Source organism: Burkholderia sp. BCC1996 (assembly GCF_905339955.1).
In the GTDB taxonomy this organism is placed as follows: domain Bacteria; phylum Pseudomonadota; class Gammaproteobacteria; order Burkholderiales; family Burkholderiaceae; genus Burkholderia.
Genome location: NZ_CAJPHM010000026.1, coordinates 1 through 20,227, shown reverse-complemented (window position 1 = coordinate 20,227; position 20,227 = coordinate 1). Strand labels below are relative to the sequence as shown.

The following is a 20,227-nucleotide window of genomic DNA, read 5'->3' as shown; positions in this document are numbered from 1 at the left end:
GATCGGGTAACGTTATGCAATTCGTTCCCGATCCCGGAGCCTTTCCCACATGTTGAAGAATCTCGATCCGCTGTTGCACGCCGACATCCTGCACGCGCTGCGCGCGATGGGGCACGGCGATGAAGTGGTGATCTGCGATGCGAATTTTCCGGCGGAATCCGTCGCCGAGCATACGGTGGTCGGCCGCGCGCTGCGCATCGACGGCGCCGACTCGGCGCGCGTCGCGCGCGCGGTGCTGTCGGTGCTGCCGCTCGACACGTTCGTCGACACACCCGCTTGGCGGATGGAAGTCGTCGGCGATCCGGCCGCGGTGCCGCCCGTGCAGCGCGAAGTGCAGGCCGAGATCGATCGTGCGGAAGGGCGCGCGGTGCCGCTCACGGGCGTCGACCGTTTCGCGTTCTACGAGCGCGCGCAGCAGGCGTATGCGGTGATCGTCACCGGTGAGTCGCGCGGCTACGGCTGTTTCATCTTCAAGAAAGGCGTGCTGTTGAGCGACGCCGGTTAGGGCCTGTTCCGTTATTTATCCGCCAGGGCCGAGCACCGTGTTTCGCGGTGCCGCCGCGCCGGCATGACCGCCGCGGTGTAAAGATTTGCTACAACCTTTTTCTTGGACACCGCGAAAAGACCCTCTATGCTGGCCCATTTGCCGCCGGCCCGGCAGGGCCGCGCGACCCCGAACCGCACGGGCACGCCTCGTGTGGACGGCCGAATTGCATACGAGGAGAGAGGCATGACGCGTTCCGTCGATTCCGGCGTCATTTTTTTCGCGCGCCTGGCGCTGGCGGCGTTGTTCTTGTGGGGCGGCGTGATGAAGCTGCTCGGCTACAGCGATTTCATCGGCTATCTGCATGGGCTGAACGTGCCCTATCCACAGGTGACGGGGCCGGTCGTCGTCACGATCGAGGCGCTCGGCGGCCTGCTGCTGATCGTTGGCTACAAGGTGAAGCCGCTCGCGTTGCTGATGGCGTTCTATACGATCGCGACCGCGATGGTCGGACACAATTTCTGGGACGCGACGGACGCCGCGGTCCAGCACGACATGGTGATCCACTTCTGGAAGAACGTCGCGATCGCCGGCGGTTTCCTGCTGCTGTTCGTGACCGGTGCCGGCGGCGCAAGCATCGATGCGCTGCGCCGGCCGAGTTCGTCGTACGGCGCGCTGCGCTGAATTGAACCCGGTTGAACGGCGCGACGCGCGCACGTCGCCGCGCTGAAGCCCAAACAAAAGGGCCGAATCCCGCACGCCGCGGGATTCGGCCCTTTGTTCATCCGGCCGGCGCGTGCGCGCCGACGTTCAGCGCGTGTCCTTCGGGTCCTTCGCATCCTTCGAGAACTGCACGGCGATCGCGCCGAGCACGCAGATCGCCGCGACGTACACGACCGGCGCGAGCGGATTCGACTTCATCATCAGCGACACGATCACCGGCGTGAGGCCGCCGAAGATCGCATACGCGACGTTGTACGAGAACGAGATGCCCGAGAAGCGCACGACGGGCGGGAAGCTCTTGACCATCACGAACGGCACCGCGCCGATCGTGCCGACCATGAAGCCGGCGATCCCGTAGTACAGCGGCAGCGTCGACGCGTCGGCCGCGACCTGCGCGAACAGCAGGTAATAGCACGCGGCCAGCACGAGGCCGCCGATGCCGAGCACGCGCTTCGCGCCGATCCAGCCCGCGAGCGAGCCGGCGGTGATGCAGCCGGCCGTCAGGCACAGCGTCGCGACGCTGTTCGCGAACAGCGTGGTCGCGGGCGTCAGGTGAAACTGCTTCTGCAGCAGCGCGGGCGTCATCAGGATCACGACGACGATCGCCGCCGACAGCATCCACGTGAGCAGCATCGACACGATCACCGCGCGGCCGTGGTCGCGCAGCACGGCCTTCAGCGGAATCTCGGCCGCGAGCGCCTTCTTCGCCTTCATTTCGGCGAACACCGGCGTCTCGTGCAGCCAGCGGCGCAGGTACACGGAGAACAGGCCGAACACGCCGCCGAGCAGGAACGGAATGCGCCACGCGAACGCGGTGACTTCGGCGCCCGAGTAACGGCTGTTGATGCCCGCGGCGACCAGCGAGCCGAGCAGGATGCCGGCCGTGAGGCCCGCGGTCAGCGTGCCGCACGCATAGCCGATGTGGCGCGACGGCACGTGTTCCGACACGAACACCCATGCGCCCGGCACTTCGCCGCCGACCGCCGCGCCCTGCAGCACGCGGAACAGCAGCAGCAACACCGGCGCGAGGATGCCGATCGAGTCGTAGGTCGGCAGCAGGCCCATCAGCAGCGTCGGCACCGACATCATCAGCACGCTCAGCGTAAACATCCGCTTGCGGCCGAACAGGTCGCCGAAGTGCGCCATGATCACGCCGCCGAGCGGGCGCGCGAGATAGCCGGCCGCGAAGATGCCGAACGTCTGCAACTGGCGCAGCCAGTCGGGAATGTCGTGCGGGAAGAACAGCTGCCCGATCGCGGGTGCGAAGAACACGAAGATGATGAAGTCGTAGAACTCGAGGGCGCCGCCGAGTGCGGCAAGGCCAAGGGTCTTGTAGTCGCTGCGCGTGAGCGCGCGTTCGGCGGCGCGAGGCACGCCGCTCAATTCGGAAGCTTGCATGGTCAGGACGATCGGTTTTCGAATGTAGTTGTCGGTGCTGCGTCTCCAGAACCCGCTTTCGGCATGGACTGGCAAGGCGCGGCCTGCGTCGTCGAGCGTGCGTCGAGTGCCGGATGGGGCATGTGACACGTACCGTCGCACCGGGATGGGGCACGACGCAGACGAAGCGTCAAAGCGGGTGGGGGGATTCTACAGGAGCGCGAAATGCGCGCGCGCGGGGCCGCGCCGAGGCATGCTTCGAACTTCGTCGAGCCCGAAACGCATGCGGCGCGGCAGGCGGGAGAACCGCTTGCCGCGCCGCGCGTGACAGGGTCTGCGCGATCAGTTGCCGGCGATCGTGTCGACCGGCTTGAACGCGCCGTGCTCGACCTTGTAGATCGTCACCGGCGCATCCTTCAGGTCGCCCTTTGCGTCGTACGCGATGCTCGGGGCCGACACGCCCTTGATCGACACCTTGCCGAGATACGGCGTGTAGACCTTCGGGTCGGTCGAGTTCGCGTCCTTCATCGCGGTGAGCAGCGCGATCGTGCCGTCGTACGAGTAGGGCGAATAGGTGATCACGTCTTCATTGAAGCGTGCCTTGTAGCGCGATGCGTAGCCGGCGAAGCCCGGCATCTTTTCCTTCGGCAGCCCGCCCATGTAGACGATCGCGCCTTCGGCCGCGTCGCCGCCGACCTTCAGGAACGTCGGCGAGCGCGACATCTCGCCGGTCACGAAGGCGGACTTCATCCCGAGCTGGCGCATCTTGCGGATCATCGGCGACGACTGCGCATCGCCGCCGCCGTAGAAGATCGCGTCCGGGTTGATGCCCTTCAGGTTGGTCAGGATCGCGGAGAAGTCGAGCGCCTTGTCGTTCGTGAAGTCGCGCTTGACGATCGTGCCGCCCGCGGCCTGCACGGCCTTCGCGAATTCGTCGGCGATGCCCTGGCCGTAGGCCGTGCGGTCGTCGATGATCGCGATGCGCTTGAAGTGCAGCGTCTTCACCGCATACGTGCCGACGATGCGGCCGGCCTGTGCATCGCTCGTCAGCAGCCGGTAGGTCGTCTTGTAGCCGCGCGCCGTGTATTGCGGCGACGTCGCCATCGAGATCTGCGGCAGCCCCGCGCGATCGTACAGGTCGGATGCCGGAATGCTCGTGCCCGAGTTGAAGTGGCCGATGACCCCGCGGACGTTGTCGTCGATCAGCCGCTGCGCGACCGTCGTGCCGGTGCGCGGGTCGGCCTGGTCGTCCTGCGAGTCGAGCTGGAACGTGACCGGCTTGCCGCCGATCGTCGGATTCGTCGCGTTGAAATCGGCGATCGCGAGTTGCACGCCCTTCTGCATGTCCGAGCCGTAGTTCGACTGCGGCCCCGTCAGCGGTGCGGCGAAACCGATCTTGACGACGTCGGCGGCGATGGCGTGTGCGCCCGACAGTGCGCAGGCAGCAGCCAGCGCGACGTGCGATACCTTCAGCTTCACTTTCACTTCCCCTTGATGGCATGGTTGGGCCGCCGCCGGCCAGCCGGCCGGCGCGGTAAACCGGGCGAGACGTATCGGGTTGCAGGCCTTTCCGAAAGCCGTGCGGGGTGTGCCATGCGCTGCGCGGGTTGTGCCGGAATCGGCGTGCGCGGCGGCGGCGGGATGTCGTCTCGTAACCGTTGATCGAAGTCTAGGTAGCGAAAATGCGCGCGTCTTGCGCGTTCGGAGCGCGGCCGGCGACGATTTCGGCATATCGTCGATAACCCTGATATATGCTGAAATCGTCATGGCGAGTGCGCAAACGCGCCAAGACGCGACACGCCGGCATTTTTAGGATGGCGGGTTCGGGCGCGCGGAGTCTCGGTGCGGGCGGGGTGAGCCGATCGCGTCGGCAGCGCTGGCCGTGCGCGACGCCAGGCAACGTGCCGATCCGGAATCGTGCCGGCCGGACATGCGTGCGGCGCAGTGGTTGCGCGCACAACCGCACGGCGCGTGACGTGCTTGCGGCCCATGCGAATCGCCCGATCGGTGCCGAGCGGCCGCGCGTTGCGCTTGCCGCCATTCGCCCGGCCGCCCGATCGCTGGCCCGCGATCGCCGCGACGCGTTCGAGACGGCGCTCCTATAATCGACGCCATCAGCCACCCCCTTCGCAGATGCCGGGATGACGACCTTCCTTGCCGCACCGCCCATGAGCCTGTCCGATACGTTGCGCTACCAGCCCGACAACGCCGATCTCGGCGCGATGCTCGCGCACTTCCGCCTGCTCGAGCCGGTGTTCGATGCGCTGCCCGACGTCGCGTTCTTCGTGAAGGACGCGAACGGCCGCTACGCGCTCGTCAACCGCACGCTGGCGATGCGCTGCGGCTACAAGGACAAGCGCGACCTGCTCGGCAAGACGACCGACGAAGTGTTTCCGCGCCGCTTCGGCAAGACCTATTTCGAGCAGGACATGGCGACGATCACCGCGGGTCAGCAGCTGATGGACCAGCTCGAGCTGCATCTGTATCCGGGCCGTCAGCCGGGCTGGTGCCTGACCTGCAAGGAGCCGCTGCGCGACGCGGCCGGCAAGGTGGTCGGCCTCGCGGGCATCTCGCGCGACCTGAAGGCGCACGAGGGCTCGCATCCGGCCTACAGCAAGCTCGCCGACGTGGTGCAGCACATCCAGGATCACTACGTGCAGCCGCTGAACCTGAAGCAGCTCGCGCAGATGGCGGGGATGTCGGTCGCGCAGCTGGAGCGCTACTTCCACAAGGTGTTCCACCTGACGCCGCGCCAGGTGCTGCTGAAGACGCGGCTCGATGCGGCCACGGCGCTGCTGGTCACGCACGACAAGGTGACCGACGTCGCGGCGCTATGCGGATATACGGATCACAGCGCGTTCACGCGCCAGTTCAAGGCGACGGTCGGCGTGACGCCGACGGAATACCGGCTGATGCTGCAGGACCGGGCAGGGTGAAGTGACGCGCCGGCCGGGCCGGCGGATCTGAAGGGGCGAGACGGGATTCGGCGTGCGGCGGCTCAGCGGTAGCCGAGCCCTTTCAGGACGGCCGTGCCGTCTTCGGTCAGCCGGAAGCTCGGCGCCGTGTCGGCGTCGAGCTTGATCATCTCGACGAGGCCGGCTTCCTGCAGCGCGGGCAATTCGGGTTTGGCGTTCGCGCCGATCGGCGCGTGCAGCAGCACGAGCAGCGTCGCGATTTCATGATGGCTGAGCAAACGGCGCAGCATCGTCTTTTTCACTGGGGGGGCGGCCGGGCGGCCCGCGGGTGTATCTACGGCGCTCATCGCTGTCCTCCTTTTCGGGGTATCCATCGGGTACTGGTTGCGGATGGTGCCGTCGGAGACTTAAGCGATTCTTAAAACGGCCGCGGCCGCGCGAATGCTGCGGTGCGGTGTGCGTTACCGGATGTAACGCCCGCCGGGCGGCCGTTTCCGGCCGCCGGCGGCCGGCCTTGCCGGGCGGGGCGCGGCAGCGGGATTCACCACGTTGGTGCGCCGGCGCGGCGCGCGTCGCGGGGTCGGCGTGTTTTTCTCATTCGATTCGACCCCGGAACGAAATTCCCTTGCTCCGTTATTTCCTGCGCTGGGCCTGCGCGGCGAGCCGCACGGCCGCGTTGGCCGCGCCGTAGCCGTCGTAGCCGCCGCGCCGCTCGACGATTTCGAGCGAGAAGCGGTTGTCGACCAGCTCGGTATACGCGTGCAGGAATTCACCGCCGTTTTCGTCGCGGTCGTACAGCAGGTGGTGGGCGCTCAGCGTTTCGATCAGCTCGTCCGGCAACGCGTAGCGCGCGGCCAGATCGTCGTAGTAGTTCGGCGGGATCCGCAGGAACGGCACGCCGTCGGCCGCGAACGCGGCGACCGTCTTCACGATGTCGTCGGTCCGGAACGCGACGTGGTTCAGCCCCGTGCCGTGATAGCGGTCGAGCGATTCGGCGACGGCCGTATGACGGTCGACCGACGCATTCAGCGCGATCCGCACCGAACCGTCCGTGCTGCGCACCGCGCGGCTGCGCATCAGGCCGTACGGATCGGGCACGAGCCAGCTGCGCTCGGCCTCGAAGCCGAAGGCGGTCTTGAAGAACAGGATCCACGTGTCGAGTGCGTCGGCCGGCAGCGCGAGGCAGACGTGGTCGATGCCCGTCAGCGGGCCGACCTCGCTCGGGCCGTCGATGTCGGTCAGCACGAAATCCGATTCATACAGCGTCGGTGCGTTCGGCGTCTCGTCGACGAAGTATTCGAGGCTGCCATCCGGCGCCTGCACGCCCGGCAGCACGCGCTCGTTCGGGCCGACGCGCCCGGAAAACGGCGCGTAGCCGAAGCCGGCCGCGCGCTCGAATGCCACTTTCGCATCGTCGACGCGGAACGCCGACGCACACAGCGACAACCCGTGCTGCTGGAAGAACGCGTCGGCGAACGAGTCGCGCTCGGCGTTCAGCACGATCGACGCGGCACCGTGCTGGAACAGCGTCACGTCCTTCGACCGATGGCGGCCTGCGAGCCGGAACCGCATCCGGCCGAGCCATTCGCCGACGGTGGCCGCCGCCTGCGCGTCGACCGCGAATTCGATGAACTGGAACCCGACGTGCGCGGGCGGCGCCGGCGGCGCGAACAGCGGCTGGTCGGCGGCCGGCGCGCGGCCGTCCTGCGCGAGTCGCGCGCGCGTCAGTTCTTCCAGATAGAGCAGCGAGCGGTGGCCGTCGGCGGCCGTGATCGCGGTCGGCGCGGCGCGGAAGCCGTCGTTGAAGATCTCGAGCGACAGCGGCCCCTTGTAACCGGACTCGATCACGCGGGCGGTGAAGCGCGCGAGGTCGAAGTCGCCCTGGCCGGGGAACGAGCGGTAGTGACGGCTCCATTCGAGCACGTCCATCGCGAGCTTCGGCGCATCGGCGATCTGCACGAACGCGATCCGGTCGCCCGGGATGTCGGCGATTGCGTCCGGCGAATCGTCGAGCGACAGCGTATGGAAGCTGTCGAGCGCGAGGCCGAGGTGCGGGCTGTTCACCGCGTTCACGAGCCGCCACGCATGGCCGTACCGGTTCACGACGCGGCCCCACGCGAGCGCCTCGTACGCGGCGACCACGCCCGCCTGCCGCGCGGCTTCGGCGAGCGCGCCGAGCTGGTCGACCAGCAGCGCGTCGTCCGCGATCGTGTCGGGCGACACGCTGCTGCACACCAGGATGCGGTCGGTGCCGAGCGCGTGCATCACGTCGAACTTGCGGCGGATGCGGTCGAGATTGCGGGCGAGCTGGGCCGGGCTCACGCCCTCGAAGTCGCGAAACGGCTGGAACAGCACGATGTCGAGGCCGAGATCGGCGGCCATGCGCCGCACGTCGGCGGGCGATCCGTCGAAGTAGACGAGGTCGTTCTCGAAGATTTCGACACCGTCGAAGCCGGCGGCCTGGATGGCGGCGAGCTTCTCGGCGAGCGTGCCGGACAGTGACACGGTGGCGATCGAGCGCTGCATGGGCGAATCCTGCGGATGAGCGGGGTGTGGCGTCGGCCGGATCGGGCCGGAATGAACCAGTCGTTGAATTACCGGTGAGCGCCATATCCCGAATTTGCTAGGGGAGTGAGTGAAATTATACAAACTAACTAGGTGGTACAAATTAGCGAAAACCCGAAAAGACATTGCGCTTGCGCAAGCGCACACTAGCGCCAAATCTTGACGTCAGAGGGCGAAGTCGACTAGCGATTCGCCCCTGTTTTAGGAGCAGAAACACCATGAGCAAGCACAAGGTGCTGGTGCTGAACGGCCCGAACCTGAATCTGCTGGGGACCCGCGAGCCCCATATCTACGGCGCGGAGACCCTCGCCGACCTCGAGCAGCGTTGCCGCACGGCGGCCGACGGGCTCGGGCTGGAGATCGACTTCCGCCAGTCGAACGCCGAGCACCAGCTGATCGACTGGCTGCATGCCGCGCGTCACGACACGCACGGCATCGTGATCAATCCGGCCGCCTACACGCATACGTCGGTCGCGCTGGCCGACGCGCTGTCCGCGATCGCGAAACCCGTGATCGAGGTGCACATCTCCAACGTGCATCGCCGCGAGGCATTCCGTCACCATTCTTATGTGTCGGCGGTGGCCGAAGCCGTGATCTGCGGCTGCGGCACCGAAGGCTACGTATTCGCGCTGCAGCGCCTGTCGACCATTTTTTCCCAAGGAGCCGCACGATGAGCCGCCCGTCTTTTCTGATCGGCCTGATCGGCCAGGGCATCGGCGGTTCGCTGTCGCCCGCGATGCACGAAGAAGAAGGCTTCCGCCAGGGATTCGGCTACGTGTACCGGCGCATCGATCTGGACGTGCTCGGCGTGACCGCCGACGCGCTGCCGGAACTGCTCGATGCCGCGCAGCGGATGGGCTACAACGGGCTCAACATCACGCATCCTTGCAAGCAGCGCGTGATCGAGCACCTCGACGCACTGTCGGACGACGCGCGCGCACTCGGCGCGGTCAACACCGTGCTGTTCAAGGACGGCAAGCGGATCGGCCACAACACCGACTGGTCGGGTTTCGCGAAGTCGTTCCGCCGCGGCCTGCCCGATGCGTCGCTCGAACGTGTCGTGCAGCTCGGCGCGGGCGGCGCGGGTGCGGCCGTCGCGCATGCGGCGCTGCAGATGGGCGCTTCCGAACTGACGATCTTCGACGTCGACGGCACGCGCGCCACCGCGCTCGCGGGTGAACTGCAGCAGCGCTTCCCGGCCGCCCGGGTCACGCCGGGCAGCGATCTCGCGGCCGCGATGCAGGCCGCGACCGGCCTGATCCATTGCACGCCGACCGGCATGGCCAAGCATCCGGGCCTGCCGTTGCCGGCCGAGCTGCTCCGCGCGGGCATGTGGGTCGCCGACATCGTGTATTTCCCGCTCGAAACCGAACTGATCCGCGCCGCGCGCGCGGCCGGCTGCGCGACGCTGCCGGGCGGCGGGATGGCCGTGTACCAGGCCGTCGATGCGTTCGAGATCTTCACCGGACGAACGCCGGACGATGAACGGATGTTCGAACACTTTCAGTCGCTCGTCGCACGCTGACCCTTCTAGCGACCAGCTGAAAAATAGACCAGGAGACAACCATGCAGCACACCACCCACACGAACGCCGCGCCCGCGGCGGCCGGTACGGTCCGGCGGACCTCGGCGCGCTACAAGATCCTCGCGCTGCTCGCGATCGGCACGATGATCAACTATCTCGACCGTACCGTGCTGGGGGTGGCTGCGCCGCAGCTCACCAAGGAGCTCGGCATCAACGCGGCCGTGATGGGCATCATGTTCTCCGCGTTCTCGTGGACGTACGTCGCGATGCAGGTGCCCGGCGGCCTGTTCCTCGACCGCTTCGGCAGCAAGATCACCTATTACTGGTCGATGACGCTGTGGTCGCTGTGCACGCTCCTGCAGGGCTTCGTGCCCGGCGTCGCGACGCTGTTCGCATGCCGGCTCGGCCTCGGCGTGACGGAAGCGCCGTGTTTCCCGACCAACAGCCGCGTGGTCGCGACGTGGTTCCCGCAGAATGAACGTGCGATGGCGACCGGCACCTACACCGTCGGCGAGTACATCGGTCTCGCGTTCTTCAGCCCCGTGCTGTTCGCGCTGATGGGGGCGTTCGGCTGGCGTTCGCTGTTCTGGGTCGTCGGTGGGGTCGGCATCGTGTTCGGCCTGGTCTGGTGGAAGTTCTATCACGAGCCGCGCAACCATCCGGCCGCGAATTCGGAAGAACTCGCGTACATCGAAGCGGGCGGCGGTCTCGTGCACGGCGCGCGCAAGGACGGCGACAAGGGCGGCAAGCCCGCCCAGGCCAAGTTCAGCTGGGCGATGGCCGGCCGGCTGCTGAAGAAGCGTCAGCTCGCGGGTATCTGCCTCGGCCAGTTCGCCGGCAACTCGACGCTCGTGTTCTTCCTGACCTGGTTCCCGACCTATCTCGCGACCGAGCGCCACATGGGCTGGCTGAAGATCGGCTTCTTCGCGATCATGCCGTTCATCGCCGCGTCGGTCGGCGTGATGTTCGGCGGGATCTTCTCCGACTGGTTGCTGCGCCGCGGCAAGTCCGCGAACCTCGCGCGCAAGCTGCCGATCATCGCCGGCCTGCTGCTCGCGTCGACGATCATTCTCGCGAACTACGTGCAAAGCAACGAAGCCGTGATCGCGATCATGTCGGTCGCGTTCTTCGCGCAGGGGATGGCTGCGCTCGGCTGGACGCTCGTGTCCGACATCGCGCCGGACGGCCTGCTCGGCGTGACCGGCGGCATCTTCAACTTCGCGGCGAACCTGGCCGGCATCATCACGCCGCTCGTCGTTGGCTTCATCGTCGCGTCGACCGGCTCGTTCGTCGGTGCGCTGGTGTTCATCGGCGTGATCGCGTTGATCGGTGCGCTGTCGTACATCTTCGTCGTCGGCGACATCAAGCGGATCGAACTGTAAGCACCGGCTCCACGCACTCTCGGTGCGTTCGCCCGGCGACCTGTGGGTCGCCGGGCTTTTTTGTATCCGCTCGCGACTGCGAAGCGGTTCAGGCCGCCGCGCTCACGCGTGCTGTATCGTGATCCCGAGCGATTCGACCGCCTGCGCGATCGCCGCGACCGCCCGCGGGATGTCGCCGGCATCGATCGCGCCGATGCAGCCGACGCGGAACGTCTCGAGTTGCGTCAGCTTGCCCGGATACAGGATGAAGCCCGCGTCGCGCACCGCGTCGTAGAAGCGGCGGAAATCGTAGGCCGGATGGTCGGGCGCATGGAACGTGACGATCACCGGCGCCTGCACGCTGGCGTCGAGAAACGGCGTGAAGCCGAGCGCGCGCATCGATTCGATCAATGTCCGGCAGTTTTCCGCATAGCGCGCACCGCGCGCGGGCTGGCCGCCTTCGGCCAGGTACTGGTCGAGCGCGGCGCGCAGCGCGGCGATCACGTGGGTCGGTGGTGTGAAACGCCACTGGCCCGTCTTGCGCAGGTACGCGTACTGATCGTGGAGGTCGAGCGCGAGCGACCGCGAGTTGCCTTCGCACGCGTCGAGCGCAGCACGCCGCACGATCGCGAACCCCATCCCCGGCACGCCTTCCAGGCATTTGCCGCTCGCCGAGATCAGTGCGTCGATCCCGCTGTCCGCCAGCGTGATCGGCAGCGCGCCGAACGAACTCATCGCATCGACGATCAGCCGCTTGCCGTGCCGCCGGCACACGGCCGCGATCGCGTCGAGCGGATTCAGGATGCCGGCACTTGTTTCCAGGTGCACCAGCGCGACGTGCGTGATGCGCGGCTCGCGCGCGAACGCGGCTTCGACCGCACCAGGGTCGACCGCCGCGTTCTCGCCGAACGGCAGCGCGATCGACTCGATGCCGAGCCGGCCGAGGATCTTCAGGATGCGCGCGCAATACGCGCCGTTGTCCGGCACCAGCACGACGCCGTCGCGCGGCACCAGCGTGCCGAGCGCGGCTTCGACCGAAAACGTGCCGCTGCCTTGCATCGGCACACACACGTATGCGTCGCCGCCGCGCGGGATCGCGACGAGATCCGCGCAGACGCTCGCCGTCAGTTGATTGAAAGAGGCGTCCCACGAGCCCCAGTCGTGTTGCATTGCGTGGCGTGTTGTGGCGGACGTGGTGAGCGGGCCGGGCGTGAGCAGAATCGGGTCCGACATGATTTTTCTCCAGCAAAGATCGGATGAAACGCCAGGGCGGCATTTCTGAACGACTTGCATGATATTGGCAAAATGTGTCATTTTTTGGAAATTGTGGCACACGTCACGGCGTTGTCATCGAACGCTGTGATCCTTCGGTTGCCGCGCGAAACCACCTGCAGCGCGGCAGCGAGACGGGCCGGTTGTCGGTCTGTCCGACTGAAAGGAGCCGGATCGTGCCCCGGCCGTTTGGGTGTTCCGCCTACGGAGAAGTGAGATGACACTGCAGAATTCCTCGCGCGCCGCTGCCGGCGCGTTCCGCAAGCTCGCGCTGGCCGCCTGCGCCGCCGGTTTGCTGCAAGGCGTGGCGATGCCCGCGCACGCGGCGAATGCGGTCGTGCTGTATACGGCGGACGGTCTCGAGAACCTCTATCGCGATGTGCTGCCGGCGTTCGAGAAGAAGGAAGGCGTCAAGGTCAACATTGTGACGGCGGGCAGCGGCGAGGTCGTCAACCGCGCGAACATCGAAAAGAATTCGCCGAAGGCGGACGTGATCGTCACGCTGCCGCCGTTCATCCAGCAAGCCGGCCAGATGGGCCTGCTGCAGCCGTACCAGAGCGTGAACTACAAGAACGTGCCGGCGATCGCGAAGGCGGAAGACGGCACCTGGGCGACGTTCGTGAACAACTACTTCTCGTTCGCGATCAACCCGGACGTCGTGAAAAGCCAGCCGAAGACGTTCGCCGACCTGCTGTCGCCGGCCTACGCGGGCAAGGTCGCGTACTCGAACCCGGCGACCGCCGGCGACGGGATGGCCGTGCTGATCCTGACGACGTCGCTGATGGGCGAGGACAAGGCGTTCGACTACCTCGCGAAGCTGTCGCAGAGCGTGAAGTTCCACACGAAGGGCACCGGCTACCTGAACGTGCTGCTGTCGCGTAACGAGATCAGCGTCGCGAACGGCGACCTGCAGATGGATCTCGACGACGCCGAGCACGGCGCGCTGTCCGTCAAGCCGATCTTCCTGGCAGCGAAGGACGGCGACCAGCCGACCACGTTCCAGCTGCCGTACGGCATCGGCCTGATCAAGAGCGGCCCGAACCAGGACGCCGGCAAGAAGCTGATCGACTACCTGATGTCGACCGACGTGCAGTCGAAGGTGCCGGACATGTACGGCATCCCGGGCCGCACGGACGTGCCGCTGGCCGGCAAGAACGGCGAGGCGGTCAAGAAGGCGATCGCGGGCGTGAAGCTGATCGCGGTCGACTGGACCCAGGTGATGGCGAAGAAGCCGGTGTGGATCGAGCGCTGGAAGAAGGACGTGATCGGCAGCTCGGGCAAGCAGCTCGACGTCGTCAAGCCGAAGTGATCGGCGCACGCTGCCTGTATTAGTGAGCAAGAGGATGAACCCGGTGGAAACCACCCTGACCCATCCCGGCGCTTTCGGCGCCGCCGAACCGCAAGCAACGCTGCGGTCCGGCGCGCCGGGCGGCGTGCAGATCGAGCACCTGAGCGTGCGCTACGGCGCACGCACGGTGCTGGAAGATCTGTCGCTGTCGATCGGCGCCGGTGAATTTCTGACCGTGCTCGGCAAGAGCGGCTGCGGCAAGACCACGCTGCTGCGCTTCATCGCCGGGTTCGTGAAGGCCGACGGCCTGACCGGCACGCTGACCGTGGCCGGACGCGACCTGACCCATGCGCCGCCGCACAAGCGCAATCTCGGTCTGCTGTTCCAGAATTACGCGCTGTTCCCGCACCTGTCGGTGTTCGAGAACGTCGCCTTCGGGCTGCGCGCACGCGGCATGGCGTCGCCGGAAGTGACGCGCCGCGTCGCCGACGCGCTGAAGCTCGTGCAACTCGGCGACGCGGGCCACCATCTGCCCGCGCAACTGTCCGGCGGGATGCAGCAGCGCGTCGCGCTGGCGCGCGCGCTCGTGATCGAGCCGGACGTGCTGCTGCTCGACGAGCCGCTGTCGGCGCTCGACGCCAACCTGCGCGCGTCGGTGCGCAGCGAACTGAAGGCGTTGCACGAGCGCCTGCCGAACCTGACCGTCGTCTGCGTGACGCACGACCGCGACGACGCGCTCGTGCTGTCCGACCGCGCGCTGCTGATGCGCGACGGCCGCATCGCGCAGCTCGGCACGCCGCAGCAGCTGTACGACGCGCCGCGGGACGGCTACGTCGCGCGCTATCTCGGCCCGGCCAACCTGCTGCCGCCGCACGTGATCTTCCCGCTCGGCGACCCGCGTCACGACGTGCGCGGCAAGGTCGCGTGCGTGCGCCCCGAGCGGCTGACCGTGATGCCGCTCGCGGCGGGCGGCCTGCACGGCACGGTGTCGTCGGTCGAATGGCAGGGCGCGGACCTGTCGATCGCGGTCATGATCGACGCGGCGCCCGACGAACCCGTGCGCGTCACGATGCAACGCGGCCGCGGCGCGGCTCCCGAGCGCGGTGCGCGCGTGTCCCTGCATTGCGAGGCAGACGATGTCGTCCTTATCGAGCCCTGAAGCCGGCCTGCCGCCGCACGTGCTCGCGTCGGCCGCCGCGCATGCCGCCGCCGCGCGGCGCCGCAAGCGCATCGGCGACCTGCACCTCGCCGCGCTCGCGATCGTCGTGCTCGGCCCGCTCGTCGTCTATCCGCTGGTGCGGCTCGTGCTGCTGAGCGTCTCCGGCGATCACGGGCTGAGCTTTGCCGCATACCGGACCTTCTTCGGCAACCCCGATACGCGCAACGTGCTGCTGACGACGGTCGGCGTGCTGTTCGCGAGCGCCGGCACCGCATCGGTGCTCGGCGTGCTGCTGGCCGCGCTGCTGTTCTTCAGGCCGTTCCCGGGCGCGTCGCTCGTCACGCGCTTCCTGGAACTGTACGTCGCGTTTCCGTCGTTCCTCGTCGCGTTCACCTTGATCTTCCTGTACGGCTCGCAAGGCTCGATCAGCATCGCGTTGCAGCACCTGTTCCATCTCGAGAACCCGCCGCTCGACTTCCTGTTCGGCATCGGCGGCGTGATCCTCGCGCAGACCGTGTTCTATACGCCGTTCGTCGTGCGGCCGACGCTCGCGTCGTTCGCGACGCTCGACCTACGCCTGATCGAAGCGGCGCGCAGCCTCGGAGCGTCCGGCTGGATGCTCGCGCGCCGCGTCGTGCTGCCGATCGCGTGGCCGGGCATCGCCGCCGGCACGGTGCTGTGTTTCCTGCTGACGCTGAACGAGTTCGGGATCCTGCTCGTGCTCGGCAGCGCGCGGCTCGTCACGCTGCCGGTCGCGATCTACAGCAGCGCGACCGTCGACCTCGACCTGCCGACCGCGTCGGCCGGCGCGGTTGTGATGCTCGCGCTGTCGCTGGCGCTCTATACGGTTTATCGCCGGGTGAACCGGCGTGCTACGGGAGGGAACGATGTCCGCTGAATTCCATATCGGGCAAGCCGTGCCGCGTCATCGGATCGGCTGGAGCGACACGCTGCTCAAGCATGCGTCGCGCGCCGCGCTCGCGCTGGCCGCGTTCGCCTGCTTCTGGCTGTTCGTGCTGCCGGTCATCGTCGTCGCGCTGTCGAGCGTGTCGACGCAGTGGTCGGGCACGATCCTGCCGGCCGGCTACAGCCTGCGCTGGTTCGAGCGGCTCGGGTCGCCGGAGTACGACGCGCTGCTGACGAGCCTCGAAATCGGCTTCGGCGTGTCGGCGATCGGCACGATCCTCGGGCTGTGGCTTGCGCTTGCACTCGAGGGGCGCGACCGGCGCGGTCTCGGCGCGGTCGTCGACGCGCTCGTGATGGTGCCGAACGGCGTGCCGAGCGTCGTGCTCGGGCTCGCGGTGCTGATCGCGTATCACCAGAAGCCGCTCGATCTGTCGAGCTCCGCGGCGATCGTCGTGCTCGTGCAGCTCGCGCTGATCCTGCCGTTCTGCTATCGCTGCGCGGCCGCCGCGCTGCGCCCGGAGCTGACCGTGCTGCGCGAAGCGGCGGCGAGCCTCGGTGCACCGCCCGCGATGGTGCTGCGCCGCGTGCTGCTGCCGCAGCTCGTGCCGGCGCTGCGCGCGAGCCTCGCGCTCGGCTTCGCGCTGTCGCTCGGCGAACTCGGCGCGACGCTGACCGTCTATCCGCCCGGTTTCGCGACCGTGCCGATCGTCGTGATCGGCCAGGTTGAGCGCGGCTATTACCTGCCCGCCTCGGCGCTGTCGCTGCTGATGCTCGGCGCGTCGCTCGCGGCGCTGCTGCTGATCGCCGCGCGCGTGCCGCGCGGCAAGCGGGCGGCATCATGAACGCCGCGTTCGCATTGCGACAGCCCGGCGAGCAATCGGCCGCGGGCAACGGTTCGGCGGATCTCGCGGGACGTTCCGTCGACGTCAACGGCCGACGCTACCGGCTACCGGTCGAACCGACCGTCGTCATCTGCGTTGACGGCTGCGAGTACGACTATCTCGAGCGTGCGGTGGAAGCGGGCGTCGCGCCGTTCATCGGCCGGATGATCGCGCAAGGCACCGCGTGGCGCGCCGACTGCGTCGTGCCGACCTTCACCAACCCGAACAACCTGTCGATCGTCTGCGGCGTGCCGCCGTCGGTTCATGGGATCTGCGGCAACTACTTCTGGGATCCGGCCGCCGACGGCGGTCGCGGCGCCGAAGTGATGATGAACGACCCGGCCTACCTGCGGGCCGGCACGCTGCTCGCGGCGGCGTCCGACGCCGGCGCGCGGGTGGCCGTCGTCACGGCGAAGGACAAGCTGCGCCGGCTGCTCGGCTGGCAGATGAACGGCATCTGTTTTTCCGCCGAGAAGGCCGCGCAGGCGAATCTCGCGGAAAACGGGATCGTCGACGTGCTCGACTGGGTCGGCCTGCCGTCGCCGGACGTGTACAGCGCGGCATTGTCCGAATTCGTGTTCGCGGCCGGCGTGCGGCTCGCGCAGACGCGCCAGGTCGACCTGATGTACCTGTCGACCACCGACTACGTGCAGCACAAGTGCGAGCCGGGCAGTCCTGGCGCGAACGCGTTCTACGCGATGATGGACCGCTATCTCGCGCAGCTCGATGCGCTCGGCTGGGCGATCGGGCTCACGGCCGACCACGGGATGAACGCGAAGCACGATCCGGCCACGGGCCGCCCGAACGTGATCTATCTTCAGGATGCGTTCGACGGCTGGTTCGGTGCGCGGGCCGCACGCGTGATCTTGCCGATCACGGATCCATACGTCGTGCACCACGGCGCGCTCGGCTCGTTCGCAACCGTCTACCTGGCGCCCGGCGTCGACCGGATCGAAGCGATGTGGCGCGTCGGCGGGCTCGACGGCGTCGAGCTCGTACTCGACAACGCGGAAGCGGCCGCGCGCTTCGAACTGCCGGCCGACCGGATCGGGGATCTCGTCGTGATCGGTCGGCGCGACATGACGCTCGGCACGCGCGAGCGCGAACACGACCTGTCCGGCCTGACCGTGCCGCTGCGTTCGCACGGCGGCGTGTCCGAGCAGGAGGTGCCGTTGCTGTTCAACCGTCGGATCGAGCGGGACGACCCTGCACGTCGTCCGCGCAACTTCGACGTCTTCGATTTCGTGCTGAATCGGGTCGCGACATGATGGCTCACCCTCGACAGGATCACCCCGCGTTTCGCGCCGAGGCGCTGCGCTGGTGCGGCACGCGCGCGACGCGCGACCGTGTGCTCGACGTCGCCGATCCGTACACCGGCACGCGCGTCGGTACGGCGCCGCTGGCGAGCGTCGACGATGTGCGCGCCGCGTTCGACTACGCGATGGCGTACCGGCCCGCGCTCACGCGCTACGAGCGTTCGCAGATCCTCGAGCGCGCGGCCGCGCTGCTGCGCGAGCGTGCCGAGGAGGCGTCCGACCTGATCACGCTCGAGTCGGGATTGTCGAAACAGGATTCGCGCTACGAGATCGGTCGCGTTGCCGACGTGCTGAAGTTTGCTTCGGTCGAAGCGCTGCGCGACGACGCACAGAGCTTCTCGTGCGACCTGACGCCCCACGGCAAGGCGCGCCGCGTGTTCTCGCAGCGCCAGCCGCTCGACGGCGTGATCGTCGCGATCACGCCGTTCAATCACCCGATGAACCAGGTCGCGCACAAGATCGCGCCGGCGATTGCGACCAACAACCGCGTGATCGTGAAGCCGTCGGAGAAGGTGCCGCTGTCGGCGTTTTATCTGGCGGACCTGCTGTATGAAGCCGGTTTGCCGGAGCCGATGCTGCAGGTGCTGACCGGCGACCCGCGCGAAATCGCGGACGAACTCGTCACGCATCCGCATGCATCGCTGATCACCTTTACGGGCGGCGTGTCGATCGGCAAGGCGATCGCCGCGCGGGCCGGCTACCGGCGCATCGTGCTGGAGCTGGGCGGCAACGATCCGCTGATCGTCCTCGGCGATGCCGATCTGGAACGTGCGGCATCGCTGGCCGTGCTCGGTTCGTACCGGAATTCGGGGCAGCGCTGCACGGCCGTCAAGCGGATCCTGGTACAGCGCTCGGTCGCGCCGGCGTTTACCGAGCTGCTCGTCGAGAAGACGCGCGCCTGGAAGTACGGCGATCCGTTCGATCCCGCAAACGAAATGGGCACGGTGATCGACGCCGTCGCGGCGCGGCTGTTCGAGGCCCGGGTCGGCGAGGCGGTCGCGCAGGGGGCGCGCCTGCTGACCGGCAACGTGCGGCGCGGTGCGCTCTATTCGCCGACCGTGCTCGACAACGTTGATCCGTCGATGACGCTCGTGTGCGAGGAGACCTTCGGCCCCGTTTCACCCGTCATCGCGTTCGACACGATCGACGACGCGATCCGGATCAGCAACGGCACGGCGTTCGGGCTGTCGTCGGGCATCTGTACGGACAGTACGGCCGCGGTCGTGCGGTTCGTGAACGAGCTGAACGTCGGGACGGTGAATGTCTGGGAGGTGCCCGGTTACCGGATCGAGCTGTCGCCGTTCGGCGGGATCAAGGATTCGGGGCTCGGCTATAAGGAAGGCGTTCAGGAAGCGATGAAGAGCTTCACGAATCTGAAGACGTTTTCGCTGCCTTGGGAGTGAGCGGATGGCATTGACGGTAGACGAGATTCACGGGCTGTATCGCGAGCACGGCCACGTTGCCTATAGCGGCGAACCCGTCACGCAGCTGGAGCATGCGTTGCAGAGCGGCTTGCTGGCGGAGGAGGCGGGCGCCGACGAGGCGCTGGTCGCGGCGGCGTTCCTGCATGATCTGGGGCATTTGCTGAATCGGCAGGGCGAGACGCCGAGCGCGCGCGGGATCGACGACCTGCATCAGTATTACGTGCTGCCGTTCCTGCGGCCGCTGTTTTCGGACGCGGTTCTGGAGCCGATCCGGCTGCACGTCGACGCGAAGCGTTGCCTGTGCCGCACGGACGCCGGCTACTTCGAGAGCCTGTCGCCGGATTCGGTGCGCAGCCTCGCGCTGCAGGGCGGCATCTTCAGTGAAGCGGAGACGGCGGCATTCCTGCAGCGCCCGTTCGCGGAAGACGCGCTGCGCCTGCGCCGCTGGGACGATACGGCCAAGGAAGAGGGCAAGGCGACGCCGGACCTCGATCACTATATGGAGATCGTGGCGCGCCAGGTGCGTGTGAGCTGACGATTCGGCTGCATCCATATAAGCCCCCGCACGCGGCAGCGTGCGGGGGCTTATATTTTTCGCGAAACCCCTTGCGCGATTGCCGGCAGGTGCTTAGAATTACGCCTCTTTCGCGCTAACGGAAACGCAGCGCGGGAGAAGAAGGGAAGCGGTGCTGTCGGGCGGGTCGTAGCGGCCTCGGCGGTGCAGGAAGTTGAACCCCAGCCGTCGCAACGAAGCAGTTAAAAAGTTGTTGACGAACTGAAAAAGACGGTTCATAATCTCGCTTCTCTGCTGCTGAAAACGCAGCGCTGCTGAGAAAACCTCCGGGTCCTCGCAGAAATGCTCTTTAAAAATTAACAGCCGATAAGTGTGGGCGCTTGATGGTAGCGAGCTGATCTTCGGATCAGAAAAGCGAAAGTATCAAGAGTCTCACACTAAAGTAAGTCAGGTTTATGAAGTGATTCATATTCCTGTCAGCTTTGAGTGAGCGACCGGTTCTTAACCGAACCGAAAG

At 67.1% G+C, this 20,227-nt stretch carries 18 protein-coding genes; 13 read left to right on the top strand and 5 right to left on the bottom strand.

The annotated features are described in order from the left end of the window. The first annotated feature begins 49 nt into the window (after positions 1-49). Together U4Z64_RS29820 and U4Z64_RS29815 are read left to right on the top strand one after the other, a co-directional pair. Positions 50-505, top strand: coding sequence for an RbsD/FucU family protein (locus tag U4Z64_RS29820; protein ID WP_124524219.1), 456 nt, complete (start codon positions 50-52; stop codon positions 503-505). A gap of 225 nt (positions 506-730) precedes the next feature. Beyond that, a complete protein-coding gene (locus U4Z64_RS29815; protein ID WP_044845736.1) occupies positions 731-1,168 on the top strand; it encodes a DoxX family protein in 438 nt (145 codons plus the stop codon). A 126-nt stretch (positions 1,169-1,294) separates the two neighbouring features. Here U4Z64_RS29815 and U4Z64_RS29810 read toward each other — a convergent pair whose 3' ends face one another. Together U4Z64_RS29810 and U4Z64_RS29805 are read right to left on the bottom strand one after the other, a co-directional pair. Further along, positions 1,295-2,605, bottom strand: coding sequence for an MFS transporter (locus U4Z64_RS29810; protein WP_044845735.1), 1,311 nt, complete (start codon positions 2,603-2,605; stop codon positions 1,295-1,297). A 321-nt stretch (positions 2,606-2,926) separates the two neighbouring features. Continuing rightward, positions 2,927-4,063, bottom strand: a complete 1,137-nt coding sequence (locus U4Z64_RS29805) for a branched-chain amino acid ABC transporter substrate-binding protein (protein WP_044845855.1) — start codon at positions 4,061-4,063, stop codon at positions 2,927-2,929. 662 nt (positions 4,064-4,725) lie between these two features. Between U4Z64_RS29805 and U4Z64_RS29800 the strand changes: the two genes are divergently transcribed. Further along, positions 4,726-5,520 carry an AraC family transcriptional regulator gene (locus U4Z64_RS29800; protein WP_321797673.1) on the top strand — a complete coding sequence of 265 codons (795 nt, stop codon included), beginning with the start codon at positions 4,726-4,728 and terminating at the stop codon, positions 5,518-5,520. A gap of 62 nt (positions 5,521-5,582) precedes the next feature. Here the strand turns inward: U4Z64_RS29800 and U4Z64_RS29795 are convergent, their stop codons facing one another. Continuing rightward, complete coding sequence (locus U4Z64_RS29795) at positions 5,583-5,846, bottom strand: hypothetical protein (protein ID WP_044845732.1); 264 nt, start codon at positions 5,844-5,846, stop codon at positions 5,583-5,585. A 286-nt stretch (positions 5,847-6,132) separates the two neighbouring features. Further along, positions 6,133-8,025 (bottom strand): bifunctional sugar phosphate isomerase/epimerase/4-hydroxyphenylpyruvate dioxygenase family protein, encoded by a 1,893-nt coding sequence (locus tag U4Z64_RS29790; protein ID WP_321821843.1) that lies wholly within the window; start codon positions 8,023-8,025, stop codon positions 6,133-6,135. Positions 8,026-8,282: 257 nt separating this feature from the next. Here U4Z64_RS29790 and aroQ point away from each other — a divergent pair, with 257 nt between their 5' ends. From aroQ to U4Z64_RS29775, 3 genes are read left to right on the top strand one after another with little or no spacing between them, the layout of a single operon-like run. Next, on the top strand, positions 8,283-8,738 hold the full coding sequence (aroQ, locus tag U4Z64_RS29785; protein ID WP_321821842.1) for a type II 3-dehydroquinate dehydratase: 456 nt from the start codon (positions 8,283-8,285) through the stop codon (positions 8,736-8,738). After that, positions 8,735-9,589 (top strand): shikimate dehydrogenase, encoded by an 855-nt coding sequence (locus tag U4Z64_RS29780; protein ID WP_044845729.1) that lies wholly within the window; start codon positions 8,735-8,737, stop codon positions 9,587-9,589. Before aroQ ends, U4Z64_RS29780 begins: the two co-directional genes overlap by 4 nt. Positions 9,590-9,630: 41 nt before the next feature. Beyond that, entirely contained in the window at positions 9,631-10,971 is a 1,341-nt protein-coding gene (locus tag U4Z64_RS29775; protein WP_321821841.1) for an MFS transporter, read from the top strand. 102 nt (positions 10,972-11,073) lie between these two features. Here the strand turns inward: U4Z64_RS29775 and U4Z64_RS29770 are convergent, their stop codons facing one another. Continuing rightward, positions 11,074-12,183, bottom strand: a complete 1,110-nt coding sequence (locus tag U4Z64_RS29770) for a 2-aminoethylphosphonate--pyruvate transaminase (protein ID WP_321821840.1) — start codon at positions 12,181-12,183, stop codon at positions 11,074-11,076. 256 nt (positions 12,184-12,439) lie between these two features. On the opposite strand from U4Z64_RS29770, the gene phnS reads away from it, so the two are divergent. From phnS to U4Z64_RS29735, 7 genes are read left to right on the top strand one after another with little or no spacing between them, the layout of a single operon-like run. Next, positions 12,440-13,531: a 2-aminoethylphosphonate ABC transporter substrate-binding protein gene (gene phnS, locus U4Z64_RS29765; protein ID WP_321821839.1), complete on the top strand. Its 1,092-nt coding sequence runs from the start codon at positions 12,440-12,442 to the stop codon at positions 13,529-13,531. A gap of 34 nt (positions 13,532-13,565) precedes the next feature. Beyond that, positions 13,566-14,669, top strand: a complete 1,104-nt coding sequence (gene phnT, locus U4Z64_RS29760) for a 2-aminoethylphosphonate ABC transport system ATP-binding subunit PhnT (protein WP_044845725.1) — start codon at positions 13,566-13,568, stop codon at positions 14,667-14,669. Next, positions 14,647-15,567 carry a 2-aminoethylphosphonate ABC transporter permease subunit gene (locus U4Z64_RS29755; protein WP_321821838.1) on the top strand — a complete coding sequence of 307 codons (921 nt, stop codon included), beginning with the start codon at positions 14,647-14,649 and terminating at the stop codon, positions 15,565-15,567. The genes phnT and U4Z64_RS29755 overlap by 23 nt, the downstream gene beginning before the upstream one ends. Beyond that, on the top strand, positions 15,557-16,417 hold the full coding sequence (gene phnV / locus U4Z64_RS29750) for a 2-aminoethylphosphonate ABC transport system, membrane component PhnV (protein ID WP_044845723.1): 861 nt from the start codon (positions 15,557-15,559) through the stop codon (positions 16,415-16,417). Before U4Z64_RS29755 ends, phnV begins: the two co-directional genes overlap by 11 nt. Continuing rightward, entirely contained in the window at positions 16,414-17,724 is a 1,311-nt protein-coding gene (gene phnA, locus U4Z64_RS29745; protein ID WP_321821837.1) for a phosphonoacetate hydrolase, read from the top strand. The genes phnV and phnA overlap by 4 nt, the downstream gene beginning before the upstream one ends. Next, entirely contained in the window at positions 17,721-19,175 is a 1,455-nt protein-coding gene (gene phnY / locus U4Z64_RS29740) for a phosphonoacetaldehyde dehydrogenase (RefSeq protein WP_321821836.1), read from the top strand. Before phnA ends, phnY begins: the two co-directional genes overlap by 4 nt. A 4-nt stretch (positions 19,176-19,179) precedes the next feature. Next, complete coding sequence (locus U4Z64_RS29735) at positions 19,180-19,731, top strand: phosphonate degradation HD-domain oxygenase (protein ID WP_044845720.1); 552 nt, start codon at positions 19,180-19,182, stop codon at positions 19,729-19,731. The last annotated feature ends 496 nt before the right edge of the window (positions 19,732-20,227 follow it).

Bases quoted from the DNA above. Each gene is read 5' to 3' on its own strand.
- U4Z64_RS29820 (WP_124524219.1), top strand. From the start codon at position 50: ATGTTGAAGAATCTCGATCCGCTGTTGCACGCCGACATCCTGCACGCG.
- U4Z64_RS29815 (WP_044845736.1), top strand. From the start codon at position 731: ATGACGCGTTCCGTCGATTCCGGCGTCATTTTTTTCGCGCGCCTGGCG.
- U4Z64_RS29810 (WP_044845735.1), bottom strand. From the start codon at position 2,605: ATGCAAGCTTCCGAATTGAGCGGCGTGCCTCGCGCCGCCGAACGCGCG.
- U4Z64_RS29800 (WP_321797673.1), top strand. From the start codon at position 4,726: ATGACGACCTTCCTTGCCGCACCGCCCATGAGCCTGTCCGATACGTTG.
- U4Z64_RS29795 (WP_044845732.1), bottom strand. From the start codon at position 5,846: ATGAGCGCCGTAGATACACCCGCGGGCCGCCCGGCCGCCCCCCCAGTG.
- U4Z64_RS29790 (WP_321821843.1), bottom strand. From the start codon at position 8,025: ATGCAGCGCTCGATCGCCACCGTGTCACTGTCCGGCACGCTCGCCGAG.
- aroQ (WP_321821842.1), top strand. From the start codon at position 8,283: ATGAGCAAGCACAAGGTGCTGGTGCTGAACGGCCCGAACCTGAATCTG.
- U4Z64_RS29780 (WP_044845729.1), top strand. From the start codon at position 8,735: ATGAGCCGCCCGTCTTTTCTGATCGGCCTGATCGGCCAGGGCATCGGC.
- U4Z64_RS29775 (WP_321821841.1), top strand. From the start codon at position 9,631: ATGCAGCACACCACCCACACGAACGCCGCGCCCGCGGCGGCCGGTACG.
- U4Z64_RS29770 (WP_321821840.1), bottom strand. From the start codon at position 12,183: ATGTCGGACCCGATTCTGCTCACGCCCGGCCCGCTCACCACGTCCGCC.
- phnS (WP_321821839.1), top strand. From the start codon at position 12,440: ATGACACTGCAGAATTCCTCGCGCGCCGCTGCCGGCGCGTTCCGCAAG.
- phnT (WP_044845725.1), top strand. From the start codon at position 13,566: ATGAACCCGGTGGAAACCACCCTGACCCATCCCGGCGCTTTCGGCGCC.
- U4Z64_RS29755 (WP_321821838.1), top strand. From the start codon at position 14,647: ATGTCGTCCTTATCGAGCCCTGAAGCCGGCCTGCCGCCGCACGTGCTC.
- phnV (WP_044845723.1), top strand. From the start codon at position 15,557: ATGTCCGCTGAATTCCATATCGGGCAAGCCGTGCCGCGTCATCGGATC.
- phnA (WP_321821837.1), top strand. From the start codon at position 16,414: ATGAACGCCGCGTTCGCATTGCGACAGCCCGGCGAGCAATCGGCCGCG.
- phnY (WP_321821836.1), top strand. From the start codon at position 17,721: ATGATGGCTCACCCTCGACAGGATCACCCCGCGTTTCGCGCCGAGGCG.
- U4Z64_RS29735 (WP_044845720.1), top strand. From the start codon at position 19,180: ATGGCATTGACGGTAGACGAGATTCACGGGCTGTATCGCGAGCACGGC.